At 35.4% G+C, this 18646-nt stretch carries 19 protein-coding genes; 7 read left to right on the forward strand and 12 right to left on the reverse strand.

The annotated features are described in order from the left end of the window. Positions 1–3: 3 nt before the first annotated feature. From dnaE to Q0951_RS16055, 3 genes are all read right to left on the reverse strand, one after another. The gene (gene dnaE, locus Q0951_RS16045; RefSeq protein ID WP_299339061.1) at positions 4–4389 is read right to left on the reverse strand and encodes a DNA polymerase III subunit alpha; all 4386 of its coding nucleotides are present in this window, start codon (positions 4387–4389) and stop codon (positions 4–6) included. A 167-nt stretch (positions 4390–4556) separates the two neighbouring features. Further along, the gene (locus tag Q0951_RS16050) at positions 4557–5006 is read right to left on the reverse strand and encodes a PA2169 family four-helix-bundle protein (RefSeq protein ID WP_299339063.1); all 450 of its coding nucleotides are present in this window, start codon (positions 5004–5006) and stop codon (positions 4557–4559) included. A gap of 199 nt (positions 5007–5205) precedes the next feature. Further along, positions 5206–5895, reverse strand: coding sequence for a DUF6252 family protein (locus tag Q0951_RS16055; RefSeq protein WP_299339066.1), 690 nt, complete (start codon positions 5893–5895; stop codon positions 5206–5208). Positions 5896–6072: 177 nt separating this feature from the next. Here Q0951_RS16055 and Q0951_RS16060 point away from each other — a divergent pair, with 177 nt between their 5' ends. The 6 genes from Q0951_RS16060 to Q0951_RS16085 all read left to right on the forward strand — a co-directional run bounded on the left by Q0951_RS16060 (position 6073) and on the right by Q0951_RS16085 (position 11053). Next, entirely contained in the window at positions 6073–6591 is a 519-nt protein-coding gene (locus Q0951_RS16060) for a 30S ribosomal protein S16 (RefSeq protein WP_299339069.1), read from the forward strand. A 61-nt stretch (positions 6592–6652) separates the two neighbouring features. Beyond that, positions 6653–7186: a ribosome maturation factor RimM gene (gene rimM, locus Q0951_RS16065; RefSeq protein WP_299339071.1), complete on the forward strand. Its 534-nt coding sequence runs from the start codon at positions 6653–6655 to the stop codon at positions 7184–7186. Between the two features lie 123 nt (positions 7187–7309). After that, positions 7310–8023 (forward strand): methyltransferase, encoded by a 714-nt coding sequence (locus Q0951_RS16070; protein WP_299339074.1) that lies wholly within the window; start codon positions 7310–7312, stop codon positions 8021–8023. Positions 8024–8087: 64 nt separating this feature from the next. After that, a complete protein-coding gene (locus Q0951_RS16075) occupies positions 8088–9266 on the forward strand; it encodes an acyl-CoA dehydrogenase family protein (RefSeq protein WP_299339077.1) in 1179 nt (392 codons plus the stop codon). Between the two features lie 79 nt (positions 9267–9345). Further along, positions 9346–10107, forward strand: coding sequence for an SGNH/GDSL hydrolase family protein (locus Q0951_RS16080; RefSeq protein WP_299339080.1), 762 nt, complete (start codon positions 9346–9348; stop codon positions 10105–10107). A 49-nt stretch (positions 10108–10156) separates the two neighbouring features. Then, the gene (locus Q0951_RS16085) at positions 10157–11053 is read left to right on the forward strand and encodes a metallophosphoesterase family protein (protein ID WP_299339083.1); all 897 of its coding nucleotides are present in this window, start codon (positions 10157–10159) and stop codon (positions 11051–11053) included. Here Q0951_RS16085 and Q0951_RS16090 read toward each other — a convergent pair. The 7 genes from Q0951_RS16090 to trmB all read right to left on the reverse strand — a co-directional run bounded on the left by Q0951_RS16090 (position 11050) and on the right by trmB (position 15701). Then, positions 11050–11382 (reverse strand): 2Fe-2S iron-sulfur cluster-binding protein, encoded by a 333-nt coding sequence (locus Q0951_RS16090; RefSeq protein ID WP_299339085.1) that lies wholly within the window; start codon positions 11380–11382, stop codon positions 11050–11052. The genes Q0951_RS16085 and Q0951_RS16090 overlap by 4 nt on opposite strands. After that, the gene (locus tag Q0951_RS16095; protein WP_299339088.1) at positions 11382–12434 is read right to left on the reverse strand and encodes an NAD(P)/FAD-dependent oxidoreductase; all 1053 of its coding nucleotides are present in this window, start codon (positions 12432–12434) and stop codon (positions 11382–11384) included. The genes Q0951_RS16090 and Q0951_RS16095 overlap by 1 nt, the downstream gene beginning before the upstream one ends. 69 nt (positions 12435–12503) lie before the next feature. Further along, entirely contained in the window at positions 12504–12746 is a 243-nt protein-coding gene (locus Q0951_RS16100; protein ID WP_299339091.1) for a NifU family protein, read from the reverse strand. A 3-nt stretch (positions 12747–12749) separates the two neighbouring features. Further along, the gene (locus Q0951_RS16105; RefSeq protein ID WP_299339094.1) at positions 12750–13889 is read right to left on the reverse strand and encodes an Mrp/NBP35 family ATP-binding protein; all 1140 of its coding nucleotides are present in this window, start codon (positions 13887–13889) and stop codon (positions 12750–12752) included. A 174-nt stretch (positions 13890–14063) separates the two neighbouring features. Continuing rightward, entirely contained in the window at positions 14064–14393 is a 330-nt protein-coding gene (locus Q0951_RS16110; RefSeq protein WP_299339097.1) for an MGMT family protein, read from the reverse strand. 1 nt (position 14394) lies between these two features. Then, positions 14395–15024 carry a LysE family transporter gene (locus Q0951_RS16115; protein ID WP_299339099.1) on the reverse strand — a complete coding sequence of 210 codons (630 nt, stop codon included), beginning with the start codon at positions 15022–15024 and terminating at the stop codon, positions 14395–14397. A gap of 2 nt (positions 15025–15026) precedes the next feature. Next, positions 15027–15701: a tRNA (guanosine(46)-N7)-methyltransferase TrmB gene (trmB, locus tag Q0951_RS16120; RefSeq protein ID WP_299339102.1), complete on the reverse strand. Its 675-nt coding sequence runs from the start codon at positions 15699–15701 to the stop codon at positions 15027–15029. Between the two features lie 87 nt (positions 15702–15788). Between trmB and Q0951_RS16125 the strand changes: the two genes are divergently transcribed. Continuing rightward, a complete protein-coding gene (locus Q0951_RS16125; RefSeq protein ID WP_299339105.1) occupies positions 15789–16844 on the forward strand; it encodes a glycosyltransferase in 1056 nt (351 codons plus the stop codon). On the opposite strand, the gene Q0951_RS16130 is transcribed toward Q0951_RS16125, so the two are convergent. Together Q0951_RS16130 and Q0951_RS16135 are read right to left on the reverse strand one after the other, a co-directional pair. After that, positions 16818–17861, reverse strand: coding sequence for an ATP-binding protein (locus Q0951_RS16130; protein ID WP_299339108.1), 1044 nt, complete (start codon positions 17859–17861; stop codon positions 16818–16820). The two genes, Q0951_RS16125 and Q0951_RS16130, sit on opposite strands and share 27 nt — an antisense overlap. Continuing rightward, the gene (locus Q0951_RS16135) at positions 17861–18544 is read right to left on the reverse strand and encodes a response regulator transcription factor (RefSeq protein ID WP_299339111.1); all 684 of its coding nucleotides are present in this window, start codon (positions 18542–18544) and stop codon (positions 17861–17863) included. Before Q0951_RS16135 ends, Q0951_RS16130 begins: the two co-directional genes overlap by 1 nt. Positions 18545–18646 lie beyond the last annotated feature (102 nt).

Raw genomic sequence — 18646 nt, forward strand, 5'->3', positions numbered from 1 at the left:
GATTTAGTTTAATTTATACATAACATTATTTTCTTCTAACTCATTGAGAAGTTCTTGAGATATCTTCACTTTTTGCTTTCGACTTGGCATATTCAATTTGATCTTTTCATCATTATCATAGATGATAAAATTGAGCGCTTTTTCACCTTGATGTATTCTAAACACATCTCGTAATAATGAAATGCGTTGTTCTTGTAAATCTCTAATATTCAGTTGTACAGATAACTTTCTGGCGTAAGTATCCATAACATCATGCAACAACTGAAAACTATTAAATTGAATTCTTGGATCACTCTTCTTTCCTGTATCCCGATTTACCCAACCCTCTCGAACAAACGCTTTAACATAGATAAAACTATTCTTAACTAAAAAATGACGATACTTTAAATATTCTTCTCCAAAAATCCTAAACTCAAAACTATCAGTATAATCTTCAACCATAAATATTGCCCAACCTTTCCCTTGTTTACTCACACGATGTTGCACATCAGTTACCACACCTCCAAAGGTTAGCTCGCGATTGACATAATTTTCCAACTCATTAAATAATGCCAGACTTGCATTACAAAAGGTTTTCATTTCTACTTTAAAATCATCTAATGGATGTCCAGAAATATACACGCCAACTACTTCTTTCTCTTGGGCAAGTTTCTCCATGGTTCCCCATTCCTCACAAGGCGGCACTATAGGTTCTGCAATTTGAACATCACTTGCTGCTCCAAACAAACTGACCTGAGCAGAATTCTCGTTCTCTTGGTGCTTTGCTCCATATTTTATAGCTTTTTCTAAAAAGGTAATGCCATCACCATCATCATGAAAGTATTGGGCGCGATGCGTATCTCCAAACCCATCAAAACCTCCCGCTAATGCTAAATTTTCAAAAGCTTTTTTATTGGCTGCACGTAAATCAATTCGTTTGGCCAGATCAAAAATAGATTTGTAATGCCCATCCTTTTTTCTGTTTTCTACTATAGTTATTACAGCGCCATGACCAACACCTTTAATGGCACCCATTCCAAAGCGAACTGCATTATCCTGATTTACAGAAAACTTATAATACGATTCATTAACATCTGGACCTAGTACATCCAATCGCATGCGTTTACATTCTTCCATAAAAAACGTAACCTGCTTGATATCATTCATGTTATTTGATAATACAGCAGCCATATATTCAGCAGGATAATGTGCTTTCAAGTATGCTGTTTGATATGCAATCCATGCATAACATGTAGAATGCGATTTATTGAAGGCATAACTTGCAAACGCTTCCCAATCTTTCCAAATCTTTTCAAGTTTTTTGGCATCATGACCATTTGCAACCGCCTGCTCTATAAACTTAGGTTTCATCTTATCCAGAACTGCAATTTGTTTTTTACCCATTGCTTTTCTAAGGACATCTGCTTCACCTTTGGTAAAATCGGCTAATTTCTGGGACAGTAACATCACTTGCTCCTGGTAGACTGTAATTCCGTAGGTTTCTTTGAGGTATTCTTCCATAGCAGGAAGGTCATAATCAATCTCTTCCTCTCCATGCTTACGACGAACAAAACTTGGAATATATTCCATTGGTCCAGGACGATATAATGCATTCATGGCAATGAGATCCTCAAACACTGTTGGTTTAAGATCTCTAAGGTGTTTTTGCATTCCAGGAGATTCATACTGAAAGACACCAACCGTTTCACCTCTTTGGAACAACTGATAAGTCATCTCATCATCTAAAGGAAAACTTTCGGGATCTAATTCTATACCATGTTTTGCTTTAACAATCTTTACGGTATCCTTAATTAATGTCAAGGTTTTAAGTCCGAGAAAATCCATCTTTAATAATCCAGCATCTTCAACAACAGAGTTGTCAAATTGCGTCACATATAAATCTGAATCTTTTGCTGTGGATACTGGAACAAACTTGGTTATGTCATCTGGTGTAATGATGACTCCACAAGCATGAATTCCAGTATTTCTAACCGAACCTTCAAGTGTTCTTGCCAGATTTACAGTTTCCGATTCGAGATCGTCACCATCAGCAATGTTCAAAAGTTGGTTGACCTTCTCGAGGTCTTCGGCTCTAAACTTCTTACCTAATTCTTTTTCGTCTAAACCAAAAATCTTATTCAATTTAGACATAGTTGGAATCAACTTCGCGATACGATCGGCATCAAATAATGGAAGATCTAAAACTCTTGCAGTATCACGAATGGATGACTTGGCTGCCATAGTTCCGTAGGTGATGATCTGAGCTACCTGATTTGCGCCATATTTTTCGATCACATAATCCATGACGCGACTTCGACCTTCATCATCAAAGTCAATATCAATATCAGGCATACTAATTCGGTCAGGATTCAGGAAACGCTCAAAAAGTAAGTCATATTTTAATGGATCGATATTAGTAATCCATAAACAATAAGCAACAACAGATCCAGCGGCAGACCCTCGACCTGGACCAACAGATACATCCATATTACGAGCCTCTCTGATAAAATCTTCAACAATCAGAAAGTAACCAGGATATCCTGTATTTTCAATGACACTTAATTCAAAATCGAGACGCTCAGTGATATCATCTGTGAGCTCTCCATAACGCTTTTTGGCACCTTCATAGGTTAAATGTCTCAAATACGCATTCTCACCACGTTTTCCACCATCGGCAAGATCGGCATCATCTTTAAATTCATCAGGAATATCAAAGGCAGGCAATAATACATCTCTTGCTAATTGAAATGCTTCAATTTTATCTACAACATCCTGAATGTTTGTAATGGCTTCTGGAATATCCCTAAAAAGCGCCTTCATTTCTTTGGAGGACTTAAAGTAATATTCCTGATTTGGCAATCCGTAACGATATCCGCGACCTCTTCCAATTGGAGTTGCTTGTTTTTCACCGTCTTTTACACAAAGTAAAATATCGTGAGCATTGGCATCTTCCTGTTTGCAGTAGTAGGTATTATTGGTTGCTATAACTTTGACATCATGTTTTTGAGCAAGTTTAATGAGTACAGGGTTGACACGATTTTCATCTTCCTGATTATGTCTCATTAACTCGATGTAGAGATCATCTCCAAACTCTTGTTTCCACCAGATTAAGGCTTCCTCGGCTTGATTTTCTCCAACATTCAATACCTTACTAGGCACTTCACCATAAAGGTTTCCTGTCAAACAAATGAGATCCTCTTTATACTGCTGAATGAGTTTTTTATCAATTCTTGGCAAGTAGTAAAATCCATCTACAAAGGCATGAGATGACAACTTTGCCAGATTGTGATAGCCGTTCTTATTTTTTGCAATTAAAACAATTTGATAGCCGTTGTCTTTTCTTGTCTTGTCCGTATGATCTTCACAAACAAAGAACTCACAACCTATGATTGGTTTGATTTCTTTAGCTGTAGATTCTTCACCTTTCTCTTGAGCTTCTTCTATTTTAGCTTTAACTGACTTGTTATGATTATTAACAGCTTTTACAAAATGAAACGCACCCATCATGTTGGCATGATCTGTCAAAGCAACTGCAGGCATGTTATGTTCTGCAGCAACCGCTACAAGATCTGAAATGCTGATAGTAGATTGTAATACTGAGAACTGCGAATGGTTATGTAAATGCACAAAATCAACATCGGCCAGACCAGAAATATTTTCTTTGATCTCTGCTTCGGAAATATCATCACCTTGCAACTTCTGAAGTCGTTCATTGATCTTAGCACTTTCTTTTTTTAGGTTGATATGCTTTAATCCAATAAGTTGAACTGGTTGTGGGTTTTCTTGATTAAACCGTTCAAAATAATCAGGCTGAACATCTAATTCTTCTTTGGTATATTCGCCTAAACGAATGAGTTCTAAAAAACAACGCGTTGTAGCCTCAACATCGGCAGTTGCATTGTGGGCTTCTGCAAATGGCGTATTGAACAAAAACTGGTGTAACTCTGTTAATGTTGGTAATTTAAACTTCCCGCCACGACCACCTGGAATCTTACAAAGTTCTGCGGTATGTTCGGTACAGGTATCTAGTACTGGTAATTCTTGTAGTTGATTTGCAAGATTTTCTCTTACAAACTCAGCTCCCATAATGTTGAGATCGAACTTTACATTTTGACCAACAACAAATTTTGTTTTGGATAAAGCAGTATTAAATTTCTCTAGGACTTCGGAAATAGGCACGCCTTGTTCCTGAGCAAGTTCAGTAGAAATACCGTGAATTTTTTCTGCATCATAAGGAATATTAAATCCGTCAGGTTGCACCAAATAATCCTGATGATCGATACAGTTACCCATTTCATCATGTAATTGCCAAGCAATTTGAATACATCTCGGCCAATTTTCAACATCAGTAATTGGTGCGTCCCATCGTTTTGGTAATCCCGTAGTTTCAGTATCAAAAATTAAGTACATGTGGCTTTATTTGCAGTTTTATTTATTAGTTTTCCGAAGATAAAATCTACAGATGTAAGTCCATAAAATTACAAATAAAGTATGCTTTTTTGAAGTGAAGTTATAAAGAGTTTTAAACAAAAAAAGCCAGCTTTATAAGCTGACTTTTTACTATCGATTATTTTGAATTAGGACACAAGTTCTTCATGCACTTTTTCTGTATTAATGGCCGATTGTATTGCATTTCGGTGTTTCAATAACAATACATCTATACTTGGTGGCAAATTACGTTCTTTCATGAGCTCGTTATAAGCTTCCAGACTAGCTTCCTCTCCTCTAATGGCTTCCTCTAATATGGCCTCTTCATTATTGGTACTGAAAGTTGATTTTAAGGTCATCCAGTTACGATGCATTGTTCCTTTAAAACTTCCTGAATCTTTTGGAATTTCTCCATATTGTAATATTTCGGTCCTTAGCTCTTTGGCAAACTCACTTCGTTCTGAAGCTCTACGTTTAAAAAACATTTTCAACCTGTCACTTTCTACATTATCAATGGCATTTAAATACCCTTTTTCTGCATCGTAGTTTTTCTCTAATAATTCATTTAACTTGTTTGAAATTTCTTCTGAATACTTCATTTTTTCTCTTACATTTTTAAAAATTTCAATACTTTCTTTTTGGATGCGTATTGTTTCACATCGCTCTTAAATAGTATAAATAAAAAAGTAGGAAAAATCGAACAATTTAACATCTTTAACAATGATTTATAAGTCATTAACAAAAAAGCAGCCTAATAAATATTAGGCTGCTTTTATGATTTGTTTTAATACTAATTACTTATGGTATACAAGTTCCAAGAGAATCAACAATAAGTTGCTGGCTACCATCAGGATCTCCACAAACATCTATTTTATCAATCAATGCTGTTTTGTAAGCATTACAAATAGTCGTATAATCTGGCATACTAGTATCTGTAGCATTAAACGCTGCCTGACTAATATTAACTTGTTGAGTTGCCTGTAAACAACTACTACCATTATCAATGGCTACTAAACCACCAACCAATGGTACTTTATGGAATACACCTTCGTTAAAATTAACGGTTTGTAATCCATCTTCAGAATACGCATAGAACCAAAATGTTCCTGTAATGGTTTTAGGATTGGTATCAATAATGTTTTCTATTATAATCTGTCCTTCTACCGGATAAAGTGAAAGACTAGGATCTGGCTCATTTGCTGTGGAGTATACTATTCCGTTAGCATCTTTAAATATAGCAACGTTTGGACTATCACTACCTATGTTGTAAACTCCCGCTGTATCGTCTTGTGTAACTAATTGTAATGTTTCTATATTATTACTTCCTTGAAGTAAAAACCCTCCGAAATCAATATCAGCAGCAAATGATGATGCTACCCAGGAATTTCCATTGTAGTTTCCTTGTATTGCAGGTGAATTAAACTCTACTTCGTCACCACAACTAGATACTAGTATTACGGTTAAAAGAATTAAGGCTATTTTTCTCATTTTATTTTTTTCAGTATTGCATTTAGGTAAATACAATAACGTTTAAAGAATTCCAAAAGTATAATAAAATTTCAATATTACTTAATTTCAAATAAAATGTTCATAATTAAATAATTGTATTATCTTTGCGCTCTCATTAATAATAGAGGTCGAGAACCTCACAAATTAATTAAATTTATGCCTGTAAAAATTAGATTACAAAGACACGGTAAAAAAGGGAAACCTTATTATTGGATCGTTGCAGCAGATGCACGAGCAAAAAGAGATGGTAAATACTTAGAAAAATTAGGTGCTTACAATCCAAATGTTAATCCAGCAACAATAGAATTAAATGTTGATGGAGCAGTACAATGGTTACAGAATGGTGCACAACCTACTGATACAGCCAGAGCAATTTTATCTTATAAAGGTGCATTGCTTAAAAACCACTTAGCTGGTGGTGTAAAGAAAGGTGCTCTTACTGAAGAACAAGCACAAGCGAAGTTTGATGCTTGGTTAGAAGAAAAAGCAGCAAAAATACAAGCTAAAGCTGATGGTTTATCTAAAGCTGAAGCACAAGCTAAAGCTGAAGCATTAGCTGCTGAAAAAGCAGTTAACGAAGCTAGAATAGCTGCCGCAGCTCCTGTAGCTGAAGAAGAAACTGCAGAAGAAGTTCAAGCTGAAGGTGAAGCAACAGCTTCAAACGAAGAAGAATAGAAAATTATTTTTTATACTTTTAACCCCGACGATGATTGTCGGGGTTTTTTTATTTCAGATTATGAAAAAAGACGATTGCTTTTATCTTGGAAAAATTGTAAAAAAGTACAGCTTTAAAGGCGAACTACTAGTCAAACTAGACACCGATGAACCTGAGCTTTATGAACAAATGGAGTCGGTGTTTGTTGAAGTAAGAAACAACCTTGTTCCTTTTTTTATTGAAGCTTCTCAATTACATAAATCAGAACTACTACGTATAAAATTTGAAGATGTAGATACCGAAGCGGATGCAGATGCACTTATCAAAAGTGAATTATACCTACCATTGGAATTTTTACCAAAACTTGATGATGATAAGTTTTACTTTCATGAGATCATTGGTTTTAAAGTGGAAGACAAACACTTTGGCCATGTTGGTATCATTACAGCTGTAAATGATTCAACAGCCCAATCACTTTTTGAAATCGATAGAAATGGTATCGAAATCTTAATCCCAATGAATGATGAGTTTATCGATCGTGTTGACAAAGACAATAAGACTATTTTTGTAGAGACTCCTGAAGGACTTATCGATTTGTATTTAGAAGACAATTAACTTTTAGTCATGCTAAATTTATGTATTCAAATGTCTATTTTCAAATTAAGTTATTCATGAATCTACGATTTCAGTAACGCACAATAATAATGAGATCCTGAAACAAGTTCAGGATGATGCTATATGGATAAACCATTTCAATTTAAACAGTTTACAATAAACCAGGATCAATGTGCTATGAAAATTGGCACTGATGCTGTTTTACTTGGTGCTTGGACATCGATTGAAAATCATCCATTTTCCATTTTAGATATTGGTTCAGGAACTGGCATCTTATCATTAATGCTCGCACAGCGATCTGATGCTCAAATTATTGAGGCTATTGAAATTGATGATAATGCTTTTGAGCAATGTGTCGAGAATTTTGAGCAATCACCATGGAACGATCGGTTATTTTGCTATCATGCCTCTCTTGAAGAGTTTGCTGATGAGATCGATGATACGTACGATCTGATTGTTTGTAATCCTCCTTTCTATTCTGAAACTTATAAAACTGAAAACCACCAACGCGATCTTGCGCGATTTCAAGACGCTATGCCTTTTGCCCATTTATTAAATAGCGTTGTTGTATTACTCTCAAAAAATGGTATATTTTCGGTGATTATACCTTTTTCAGAAGAAACTCAATTCATTACACTCGCATCAAATGTCAAGCTCTTTCCAAAACGAATTACTCACGTAAAAGGCTCTACATCTTCTAATATTAAACGAAGCCTTATAGAGTTTTCATTCTCAAAGACACCTTTAGAAACTTCAGAATTAATCATAGAAACTTCCCGACATCAGTACACAAATGACTACATAGAATTGACTAAGGATTTTTATTTGAAAATGTAGTTTTAAAATTGTCAACTGAAAACGTTTTCGTTATTTTTGTTACCCAAACAAAATAACAATCATTATGAAGCCAGATTTATTTGAAGCTCCTGATTATTACAATCTTGATGACTTACTTTCTGAAGAACATAAATTAGTACGTGATGCTGCCAGAGATTGGGTAAAGCGTGACGTTTCACCTATCATCGAAGAGTATGCTCAAAAGGCTGAATTCCCAAACCAAATTATAAATGGTTTAGCAGAAATTGGAGCTTTTGGACCTTACATTCCTGTAGAGTATGGAGGTGCCGGATTGGATCAAATCTCTTACGGGTTGATCATGCAGGAAATAGAGCGTGGTGATTCTGGTGTAAGAAGTACAGCTTCAGTACAATCGTCTTTAGTGATGTATCCAATCTGGAAGTACGGAACCGAAGAACAACGTCAAAAGTTCTTACCGAAATTGGCTTCTGGTGAATGGATGGGTTCTTTTGGATTAACAGAACCTGACCACGGAAGTAATCCTGGTGGCATGACCACAAACTTTAAAGATATGGGTGACCATTATCTTTTAAATGGTGCTAAAATGTGGATTTCTAATGCTCCTTTTTGTCAGGTTGCTGTAGTTTGGGCTAAAAATGAAGACGGCCGAATTCACGGACTTATAGTTGAGCGTGGAATGGAAGGCTTTTCTACTCCTGAAACACATAATAAATGGTCACTCCGTGCAAGCGCTACAGGTGAACTTATATTTGATAATGTCAAAGTTCCGAAAGAGAACCTTTTACCAAACAAATCTGGTCTTGGTGCTCCATTAGGATGTCTGGATTCTGCTCGATATGGAATTGCTTGGGGAGCAATTGGTGCAGCCATGGATTGTTATGACACTGCACTACGTTACAGTAAAGAGCGCATTCAATTCGGAAAACCGATTGGACAGTTCCAATTACAACAAAAGAAACTGGCAGAAATGATCACTGAAATTACCAAAGCTCAAATGCTAACATGGCGTTTAGGCGTTTTGCGTGAAGAAGGTAGAGCGACATCGGCTCAAATCTCAATGGCTAAACGTAACAATGTTGATATGGCAATCAATATTGCTCGTGAAGCAAGACAAATGCTTGGTGGAATGGGGATTACTGGAGAGTACAGTATCATGCGTCATTCAATGAACCTGGAAAGTGTTATTACTTATGAAGGTACTCACGATATTCACTTGCTCATTACCGGATTAGATATCACTGGACTCAACGCCTTCAAATAAAACCTAAGGCTTTTTTAATTATCTCACTCTGACGAAATCGTTGTGTATGAGTTAATTATCAAATGATATAACTTATGAAATGCTTCTCAAAAAAGGGAAGCATTTTTTATTAGCAACATATCGTACCTTTGCAACCATGCGAAAGACACATATCATATGGTTTTTAATGCTAGCAATTGTTATGAACTGTTCATCTTCTGATGATACATCAGCTGATCCTGTTCTCCCAAAAACATTTAAAATGTTAAGTTTAGGTGACAGTTACACCATTGGACAAAGTGTTTGTGACACCTGTAGGTTTCCAGAGCAATTAAAAGACAGCCTAAAACAGAGATACACCGAACAAGACACCTTTAAACTTCAGGTCATAGCACAAACAGGCTGGACCACAACCAACCTTATCAATGCCATTGCTTCGGAAACGTTAACTGATGATCATGATCTCGTCACACTTTTAATTGGCGTAAACAATCAATTCCAAGGCAAGCCTTTTTCACTGTATGAAATTGAATTCCCACAATTGATAGAAACGGCTGTTACAGCGGCAAAAGGAGACAAAAACAATCTAATCGTATTATCGATTCCAGATTATGCCTATACCTTATTTGGACAAAATTTTGGAAACCCTGCAACGACGTCCTCTCAAATAGATATGTACAATAATTTTGCCGAAGCCTATTGTAATGAACAAAACATCACGTTTCTGAATATCACTGATATTACACGTCAGGGTTTGGACAATCCAGAATTGATAGCTTCGGATAATTTGCATCCTTCTGAAATAGCATACAGCAAATTTGTTGAACGTTTGCTACCACTTGCAATTGAAAAAATTGAATGAGGTATCACTCAATGACTAATTTCTGCTTATTTTAGTTGAAAGTTTATCCATGTCATCAAAAACCAGATTAGATCGTGCATATAAAAATGCTAAAGTTGTCCACTTTGACAATTCTAGTAAGTACATCTTATTTAGTGATTGCCATCGTGGCGACAATAGTTTTGCTGATGATTTTGCCAATAACCGAAACATCTACTTCCATGCATTAAAACATTATTATGCTGAAGGATTTAGCTACTGCGAATTGGGTGATGGCGATGAACTTTGGGAGAATCTCTCTTTCAATTCTATTTTAGAAGCACATAAGAATGTATACATGTTAATGAAGTTATTCCACGAACAGGGACGACTCCATATGATTTGGGGAAATCACGACATGGTATATCGCGATCCTAAATATGTTGAAAAGTACTTATCCACATATTTTGATCCTAAGATAGGTGAAGATGTAGAGCTATTTTGTGATATCACATATCATGAGGCTGTTGTTTTAAAACACTCGGAAACTGGTCAGGAACTTTTTTTGTTACATGGTCATCAAGCCGATTGGTGGAATTATTTATTTTGGAAGTGGAGTCGATTTATGGTACGTATTCTATGGAAACCATTGAATGTTATGGGAATTGCAGATCCAACGAGTCCGGCTAAAAATTATAAGGAGCTCATCAAAGTAGAACGCCGTACTAAAAAATGGATTGCAGAAAACAATAATCTAGTTACTATTGCTGGTCATACGCATCGGCCTCGATTTCCTGAGCCAGGAGATATTGCTTTTTTTAACGATGGAAGCTGCGTACATCCAAGAAGCATAACAGGTATTGAAATTGAAAATGGCGAGATCTCACTTATCAAATGGCAAATTGCTACCACTGATGATGGCACACTTAAGATTGTTAGAATTTTACTAGAAGGTCCCAGAAAACTAGAAGATTATAAAACAGATTAACTCTCAGGAGCCAACTCCACTTCAAGTCCTTCCATCTCCTTAGAAATGGGCAATTGACAACCTAAACGGGAGTTTTCTTTAACATAAAATGCTTCGCTTAACATGGCTTCTTCGTCATCTTGCATTTCTGGAAGTTCGTGATTAGACTTGACATAACACTGACATGAAGCACACATCGCCATACCTCCACAAACACCAATAGTTCCTTCGGGAGCAAGTTCATAAGAACGAACCACTTCCATTAAATTCATTGCCATGTCTGTAGGAGCTAATACCTCATGTGTATTCCCGTCGCGATCTGTTATTTTTATAGTTACGTCTTGTTCCACTACTCTATAGCTTTTACAACTGCTTTTGGTGCTTCTTTACGTGTACCATCAAAACCATCCACACCACTAACAGTAGTATATTTTAAAACGTAACGCTTTCCTGGATTTATGATTTGATATGCCGCCTGACACATCAGAGTAGCTTCATGGAAACCACAAAGAATTAACTTTAGCTTTCCTGGATAGGTATTCACATCACCAATAGCAAAAATGCCTGGGATATTAGTTTGATAATCTAGTGCGTTATTGACTTTGATTGCATTTTTTTCGATTTCTAATCCCCAATTTGCTATGGGTCCTAATTTTGGTGAAAGTCCGAAAAGCGGCACAAAGTGATCACATTCTTTTTGAAACGAATCTTCACCTTTTTTGATAGTTACAGCTTCAATTTTCCCATTACCATGAACACCAACAACTTCAGCAGGTGTGATCAATTCTATTTTCCCTTGATTCTTTAGCTCTTGAACTTTTTCAACTGAATCCAAATGTCCACGAAACTCATTACGTCTGTGAATAAGAGTAACTTCGCTTGCGACATCGCTTAAAAAAATACTCCAATCTAACGCAGAGTCTCCTCCACCAGCTATAACTACTCGTTTATTTCTGTAGAATTCTGGATCTTTAATGATGTACTCAATACCTTTATCTTCGTAATCTATAATATTATCAATCAATGGTTTACGCGGCTCAAAACTTCCTAAACCACCAGCAATTGCGACAACTGGTGCATGGTGTTTGGTTCCTTTATTAGTGGTTACAATAAACGTACCATCATCTTGTTTATCTATAGTTTCAGCGCGTTCACCAAGTGTAAAACCTGGTTCAAACTGTTTACATTGCTCTAATAGTTTATCGGTAAGATCACCAGCTAATATTTCGGGATAAGCAGGAATATCATAAATGGGTTTTTTAGGATAAATCTCAGAACATTGCCCTCCTGGTTGTGGTAAGGCGTCAATCAAGTGACATTTTAATTTAAGCAGACCTGCTTCAAAAACAGTAAATAATCCTGTTGGTCCAGCTCCAATAATAAGTATATCTGTTGTAATCATCAATTCAAATTTCGGAAAGTAAAATTAAAAGAAAAGAGGGACAAATTATGTGACAAAAGTCACATTATTTTATGCTTCGATGTTGATAACCTCTTCTATTTGCGGCGCATACTTTTTTATAGTCATCTCAACACCAGATTTAAGAGTCATTTGATTGACACTACATCCAACACAAGCGCCTTGCAATTGAACCTTTACTAACTTATCGTCTTCAATAGATAGTAATGAAATATCACCGCCATCACTTTGTAAAAACGGACGAATCTCATCTAAAGCTTTTTCGACATTCAGTCTTAATTGTTCTGTACTCATTTTCTAATTCTTCTTTACTGCTGAACATCCAGCCATAGTAGTTATTTTAATAGCTTCTGTTGGTGGTAAATTATCATTTCTACTCACCACTTCTTCAACCACATTCTGAGTTAATTTCTCAAAAGATTGTTCTAAGGCAGAAGCCGTTTGTAAAGCTGCTGGACGACCAACATCTCCTGCTTCTCTAATACTTTGCACCAAAGGCAACTCTCCTAAAAATCTAACATTTAGATCTTCAGACAGGTTCTTAGCGCCTTGTTTCCCAAAGATATAATATTTGTTATCTGGTAATTCTTCTGGTGTAAAATAGGCCATATTTTCGATAATACCTAACACTGGTACATTGATACTGTCTTGCTGAAACATGGCCACTCCCTTTTTGGCATCGGCAAGCGCCACATTTTGAGGTGTACTTACAACTACAGCACCTGTAATAGGTAATGATTGCATGATGCTTAAGTGAATATCACCTGTACCTGGAGGCAAATCAATTAACATGAAATCTAATTCACCCCAAGCGGCATCAAAAATCATTTGGTTCAATGCTTTTGCAGCCATAGGCCCTCTCCAAACTACAGCTTGATCTGGTTTTGTGAAAAATCCTATAGATAATAGTTTAACACCATAATTTTCTACAGGACGCATTTTAGATGTTCCATCTACATTAACTGCTAAAGGTCTTTCAAGCTCAACATCAAACATAATTGGCATAGATGGCCCATAAATATCTGCATCTAAAATACCAACCTTAAATCCCATTTTTGCTAAGGTAACTGCCAAATTTGCTGTTACTGTAGATTTACCAACACCTCCTTTACCAGAGGCTACAGCAATAATATTCTTAATTCCCGGAATAGCTTTTCCTTTTATGACATTTGGAGCCGACTTTGTAGGTGCATCAACTTTAACATTCACTTTTATCTTAGCCTTTTCGTACACTTTATCATGAATGGTTTTCATGATTTCTACTTCTGTCTTTTTCTTAGCTTGCAAACTTGGATTAGTAATGGTAATATCAACAATTACCTCATCTGCAAAGGTCACAACATTAGTAACTGCACCACTTTCAACCATGTTTTGTCCTTCTCCAGGAGCTGAAATGGTCTCAAGTGCCTTGAGTATGTCTTGTTTATTTAATTTCATAGCAATTTTTAACTTCTGAAATGTGATTTATTCAGAATCATTCTAAATGCAAAGATACTCAATAAAGCTTGAAGTTTAAAGCCTAAAGATTGCTATTTCTTATGATGTAATATGGCTAAGTTATTGAACACTAAATATCAGTAACGAGAACAATAAAGTGATGAGATAAGTAAACTATAATTCCTTAGCTGGATCCCAAAATATGGCATCTAAATCTTGTATTTGGTTATTTACAACCCTAATACCTTCACTTTCTAAAAGCTGTTGCATCAGATTTGTACCATCAAAATGATGCTTTCCTGTTAACAATCCTTTTCGGTTTACCACGCGATGAGCCGGAACATCTTTTCCGCCTGAGCCATTCATTGCATAACCAACCATTCTGGCACTGCGTTTTGCGCCTAGGTAATTAGCAATTGCGCCATAACTTGTCACTCTTCCAAAAGGAATTAATCGAGCAACCTCATAAACTTTGTCAAAGAAATTTAGAGTTTTGGGCTTCATCTTACATCTCCATTATAATATTGATTAGTGTTACTCCTGCTACTATTCCAGTAATAGCACCAATAATATAGTTCATGTTCTTTTGAGATGTAAATTTCTTGTTCTTGATCTTATCGAAAAAGAAAATATAAACATATAGCATCACAAATGTTCCTGTTGAGGCTCCAGAGCAATAGGTCAAAATACTCATAGCATCAAAATTAAACCAGCCAAAACTTGCTATAGTAATGGTCATATAAGCCTGATATGGAATAGGAAATACATTAATTGCTGATAAAAACATCCCTTGAAAAAACCGACTCTGCTTACTTCTACTAAGCGGTTCAACATCTGGTTTTACAGATGCTTTAGCTAGCAACAAAAAATAGATGGTAATAAGCACAAAAATAACAAAAGCCACACGCTGTAAAATTTCAACAACATTTTGATGATTGCTTAGATATCTAGCAAACATTGCTGCTATGTATGTTTGAAGAAACACAATGAGACATACACCAATGGAGAATATAATACCTCTAGAATAGCCTTCTTTAAGACTTATTTTAGCTGCTGTCATATTTAATAAACCTGGCGGAACTACACCAACAAGAGCAATGATTAATCCTAGAAAAAAAATGACAGTAACGTTCAAATCTATTTTATTTTAAACCTAATATACGTAATTGGTTTGTTTTGTTCTAAGTATTGTGACTCATAATAGGTTTGAATACTGGTAACTTCCTCTGGGCTACCCTCTTGCTTGTAAACATTATGATTTGCATACAAGACTTCATGACCCTCTCCATGAAGCAACCCTAATGTATAACCATGCATAAATTCGCTATCGGTTTTTAAGTTAACCACACCATCTGGTTTCAAAACGGTTTTATAGCGTTTTAGAAAGTTAGAGTTTGTCATTCTGTGCTTAGTGCGTTTATATTTTATTTGAGGATCAGGAAACGTAATCCAGATCTCATCAACTTCATGTTTAGCAAACGCATAATCAATTAATTCTATCTGGGTTCTTAAAAATGCAACATTAGGAATATTCTCTTCAATAGCGGTTTTTGCTCCTCTCCAAAAACGTGCTCCTTTAATATCTATTCCTATAAAATTTTTATTGGGGTATTTTTTTGCGAGTTCTACTGAATACTCGCCACGACCACAACCTAACTCTAAAACAAGCGGGTTTTCATTTTTGAATACTAAAGCATTCCATTGCCCTTTCAATTTAAAATTTGAATTGACTAGTTCATCTCTTTTAGGTTGAAAGACATTTTCAAATGTTTCGTTTTCTTTAAATCGTTTAAGTTTATTTTTACTTCCCACGTTTACAAATTAACAATTTCTTAATTTTATTTTTCAACTGGTAAAATTAAGGAAACATTTTAAGCTTTAACTTTGTTTTTACTGAATTTGAAAAAACGAATACTCATAGCACCATTAAATTGGGGATTAGGTCATGCTACAAGATGCATCCCAATTATCAAAGCTTTGATTGCTCACCAATTTGAGCCTGTCATTGCTAGTGATGGAGATGCCTTATTATTACTGCAAAAGGAGTTTCCCGAACTTGAGTCTTTAGAGTTGCCTTCCTACGAAATAACCTATCCTAAAAAAGGGAAACGCTTTAAATTAAAAATGCTACAGAGTTCTCCTAAAATGGTGAAAGCTATTAAAGCAGAAAAAAAGGTTATTGCCTCTATAATTGAGACTCATCAAATTGACGGAATTATTTCTGATAACCGATTAGGTGCTCATAATAAAAAAGTACCATGTGTTTTTGTAACTCATCAACTTCAGGTTCTTAGTGGAAATACCACTTGGTTAAGTACTAAATTACATCAAAAAATCATTAAACGTTTTCACGAATGTTGGGTTCCCGATAACCTTGGAGACATCAATCTTAGTGGAAAATTAGGTCATACTCATGTGAGTGAAATTCCCATCAAATACATTGGTCCATTAAGTCGGTTTTCAAAAAAAGAGGCGCCTATCAAATATGATGTCATGGTTTTGCTTTCAGGGCCAGAACCTCAACGCACCATTGTTGAGAAGATACTTTTCAATGAATTTAAAAACTATAGTGGGACTGTTATCTTCATTAGAGGCACGATTGATCAAGAACAGATTATTTCCGAGGAAAACAATATGATCATTTATAATTTTATGACCAGTTCTGAACTAGAATCTGCTATTAATGAAAGTAGACTGATTGTTTCTAGGTCTGGATATACCACTGTAATGGACTTAACAAAATTGAGTAAAACTGCATTTTTCATCCCTACACCTGGGCAATTTGAACAGGAATATTTAGCTAAGAGATTAACTAAACTTGGTTACGTTCCGAGTTGCAGTCAGGAAGCATTCAATCTTGAAAAGCTAAAGAATATATCAGATTATAAAGGCTTAGAAGCGATGGATTATGAGCTAAATTACAAGAAGTTATTCCGTCTTTTCGAGGGTAAATGAAAACTCACTACCAATACCAAGTTCACTTTCTACATAAATCTTTTCATTATGCGCTTCAATAATATGCTTGACAATAGCTAATCCTAATCCTGAGCCTCCTTCTTTACGAGAACCACTCTTATCTACTCTGTAGAAGCGTTCAAAGAGTCTGGGTAAATTAGCTTCAGAAATCCCTTCACCATTATCGGTTACCCGAACAATCACTTTATTTTTTATAAGGTTTTCAATGCTTACCTCTGTTGTACCCTTTTCCTCTCCATATTTTATGGAATTTACGACAAGATTGGTAACCACCTGTTGAATTCGCTCTTTATCAGCATTTACCATTATAGGTTCATTATAATCAATGTCAAATATTAGCGATATTTTCTTCTTAGCAGCTTTCATTTCGAGAAGCTCAAACACGCTTTCTACCAATTCTACAATGTCGAAAGTCTCTATGTTAAGTCGCAAATCTCCAACCTCTAGTTTAGTAATCATATCGAGGTCTTTAACAATATAGATGAGTCGCTCTAAACCTTTACTGGCTCTATTGAGATATTTATCTCTTACTTTTTTGTCTTCAATTGCGCCATCTAGCAGAGTAAGTAAATACCCTTGAACCGTAAACAATGGCGTTTTCAACTCGTGAGACACATTACCTAGAAATTCTTTACGATATTCTTCTCTGACTTTAAGGGTTTCAATTTCAAGCTTTTTATCTTTGGCATATTTATCAATTTCCTCGGTAAGTGTTGCCATATCTGTTGTGATTGGCTGAGTACGCAATGAGGTAGATTCTAAAAGGGTAAGATCATCATAAATCTTTTTCACTCGTCGGTAAATGAATTTTTCTACGCGATATTGAATGACTATAAATGATAAGATATAAGTAAATAAGGCAAATGAAATAAGGTAAATTAAGTTTACAGAATGTAATAAATACAAAAAAACACTCGATAAGAGCGTCAAAAAAATAGTGATGTATAAAGACGTTTTGAAAGCGAACTTATACGTTTTTTTTAATTTATTCTGCATCAATCTACAAACTTATAGCCTACTCCTTTAATAGTTTTAAACTTCTTGTCTCCAATTTTTTCCCGTAGTTTTCTAATGTGAACGTCTATGGTACGTCCACCAACAACGACTTCATTTCCCCATACTTTGTCAAGTATTTCCTCACGTTTAAAAACCTTGTTAGGTTTAGTTGCCAACAAAGATAGCAATTCAAACTCTTTTCTTGGCAGAACAAGTTCCTGACCTTTAATTGTAATTTTATATTCCTCCCGATTTATAATAAGGTTTCCTATTTTAATAATTCCATCGGCTTTATCTTCTTCTTTGAGGCGTCTTAAAAGTGCTTTCACCTTACTTACCAGTACTTTTGGTTTTATAGGTTTGGTGATGTAATCATCTGCTCCAGCATCAAAACCAGCCATTTGCGAATAATCTTCTCCGCGAGCTGTCAGGAAAGTAATTATGGTATCGGTAAGTTCTGGAACTTTTCTGATAAGTTCACATGCTTCAATACCATCCATTTCAGGCATCATGACATCTAAAATAATGAGTTGTGGCTTTTCTTTCTTCGCCTTTTTTACGGCTTCCACACCATTTTCAGCTGTGATGATCTGATACCCTTGAGATGATAAATTATAACCTACTATTTCTAGGATATCTGGTTCATCATCAACTAATAAAATCTTAATATCTCTTTTTTTCATTGTCCTATTTTGAAAAAACTTAGTATTGTAAAGATATAATTAATAACAAAAAGTTATCATCCTATATTAATTAATAACATTATGTTAACCTGAATATTCCAC

It is taken from the genome of uncultured Psychroserpens sp., assembly GCF_947501425.1.
GTDB lineage: Bacteria > Bacteroidota > Bacteroidia > Flavobacteriales > Flavobacteriaceae > Psychroserpens.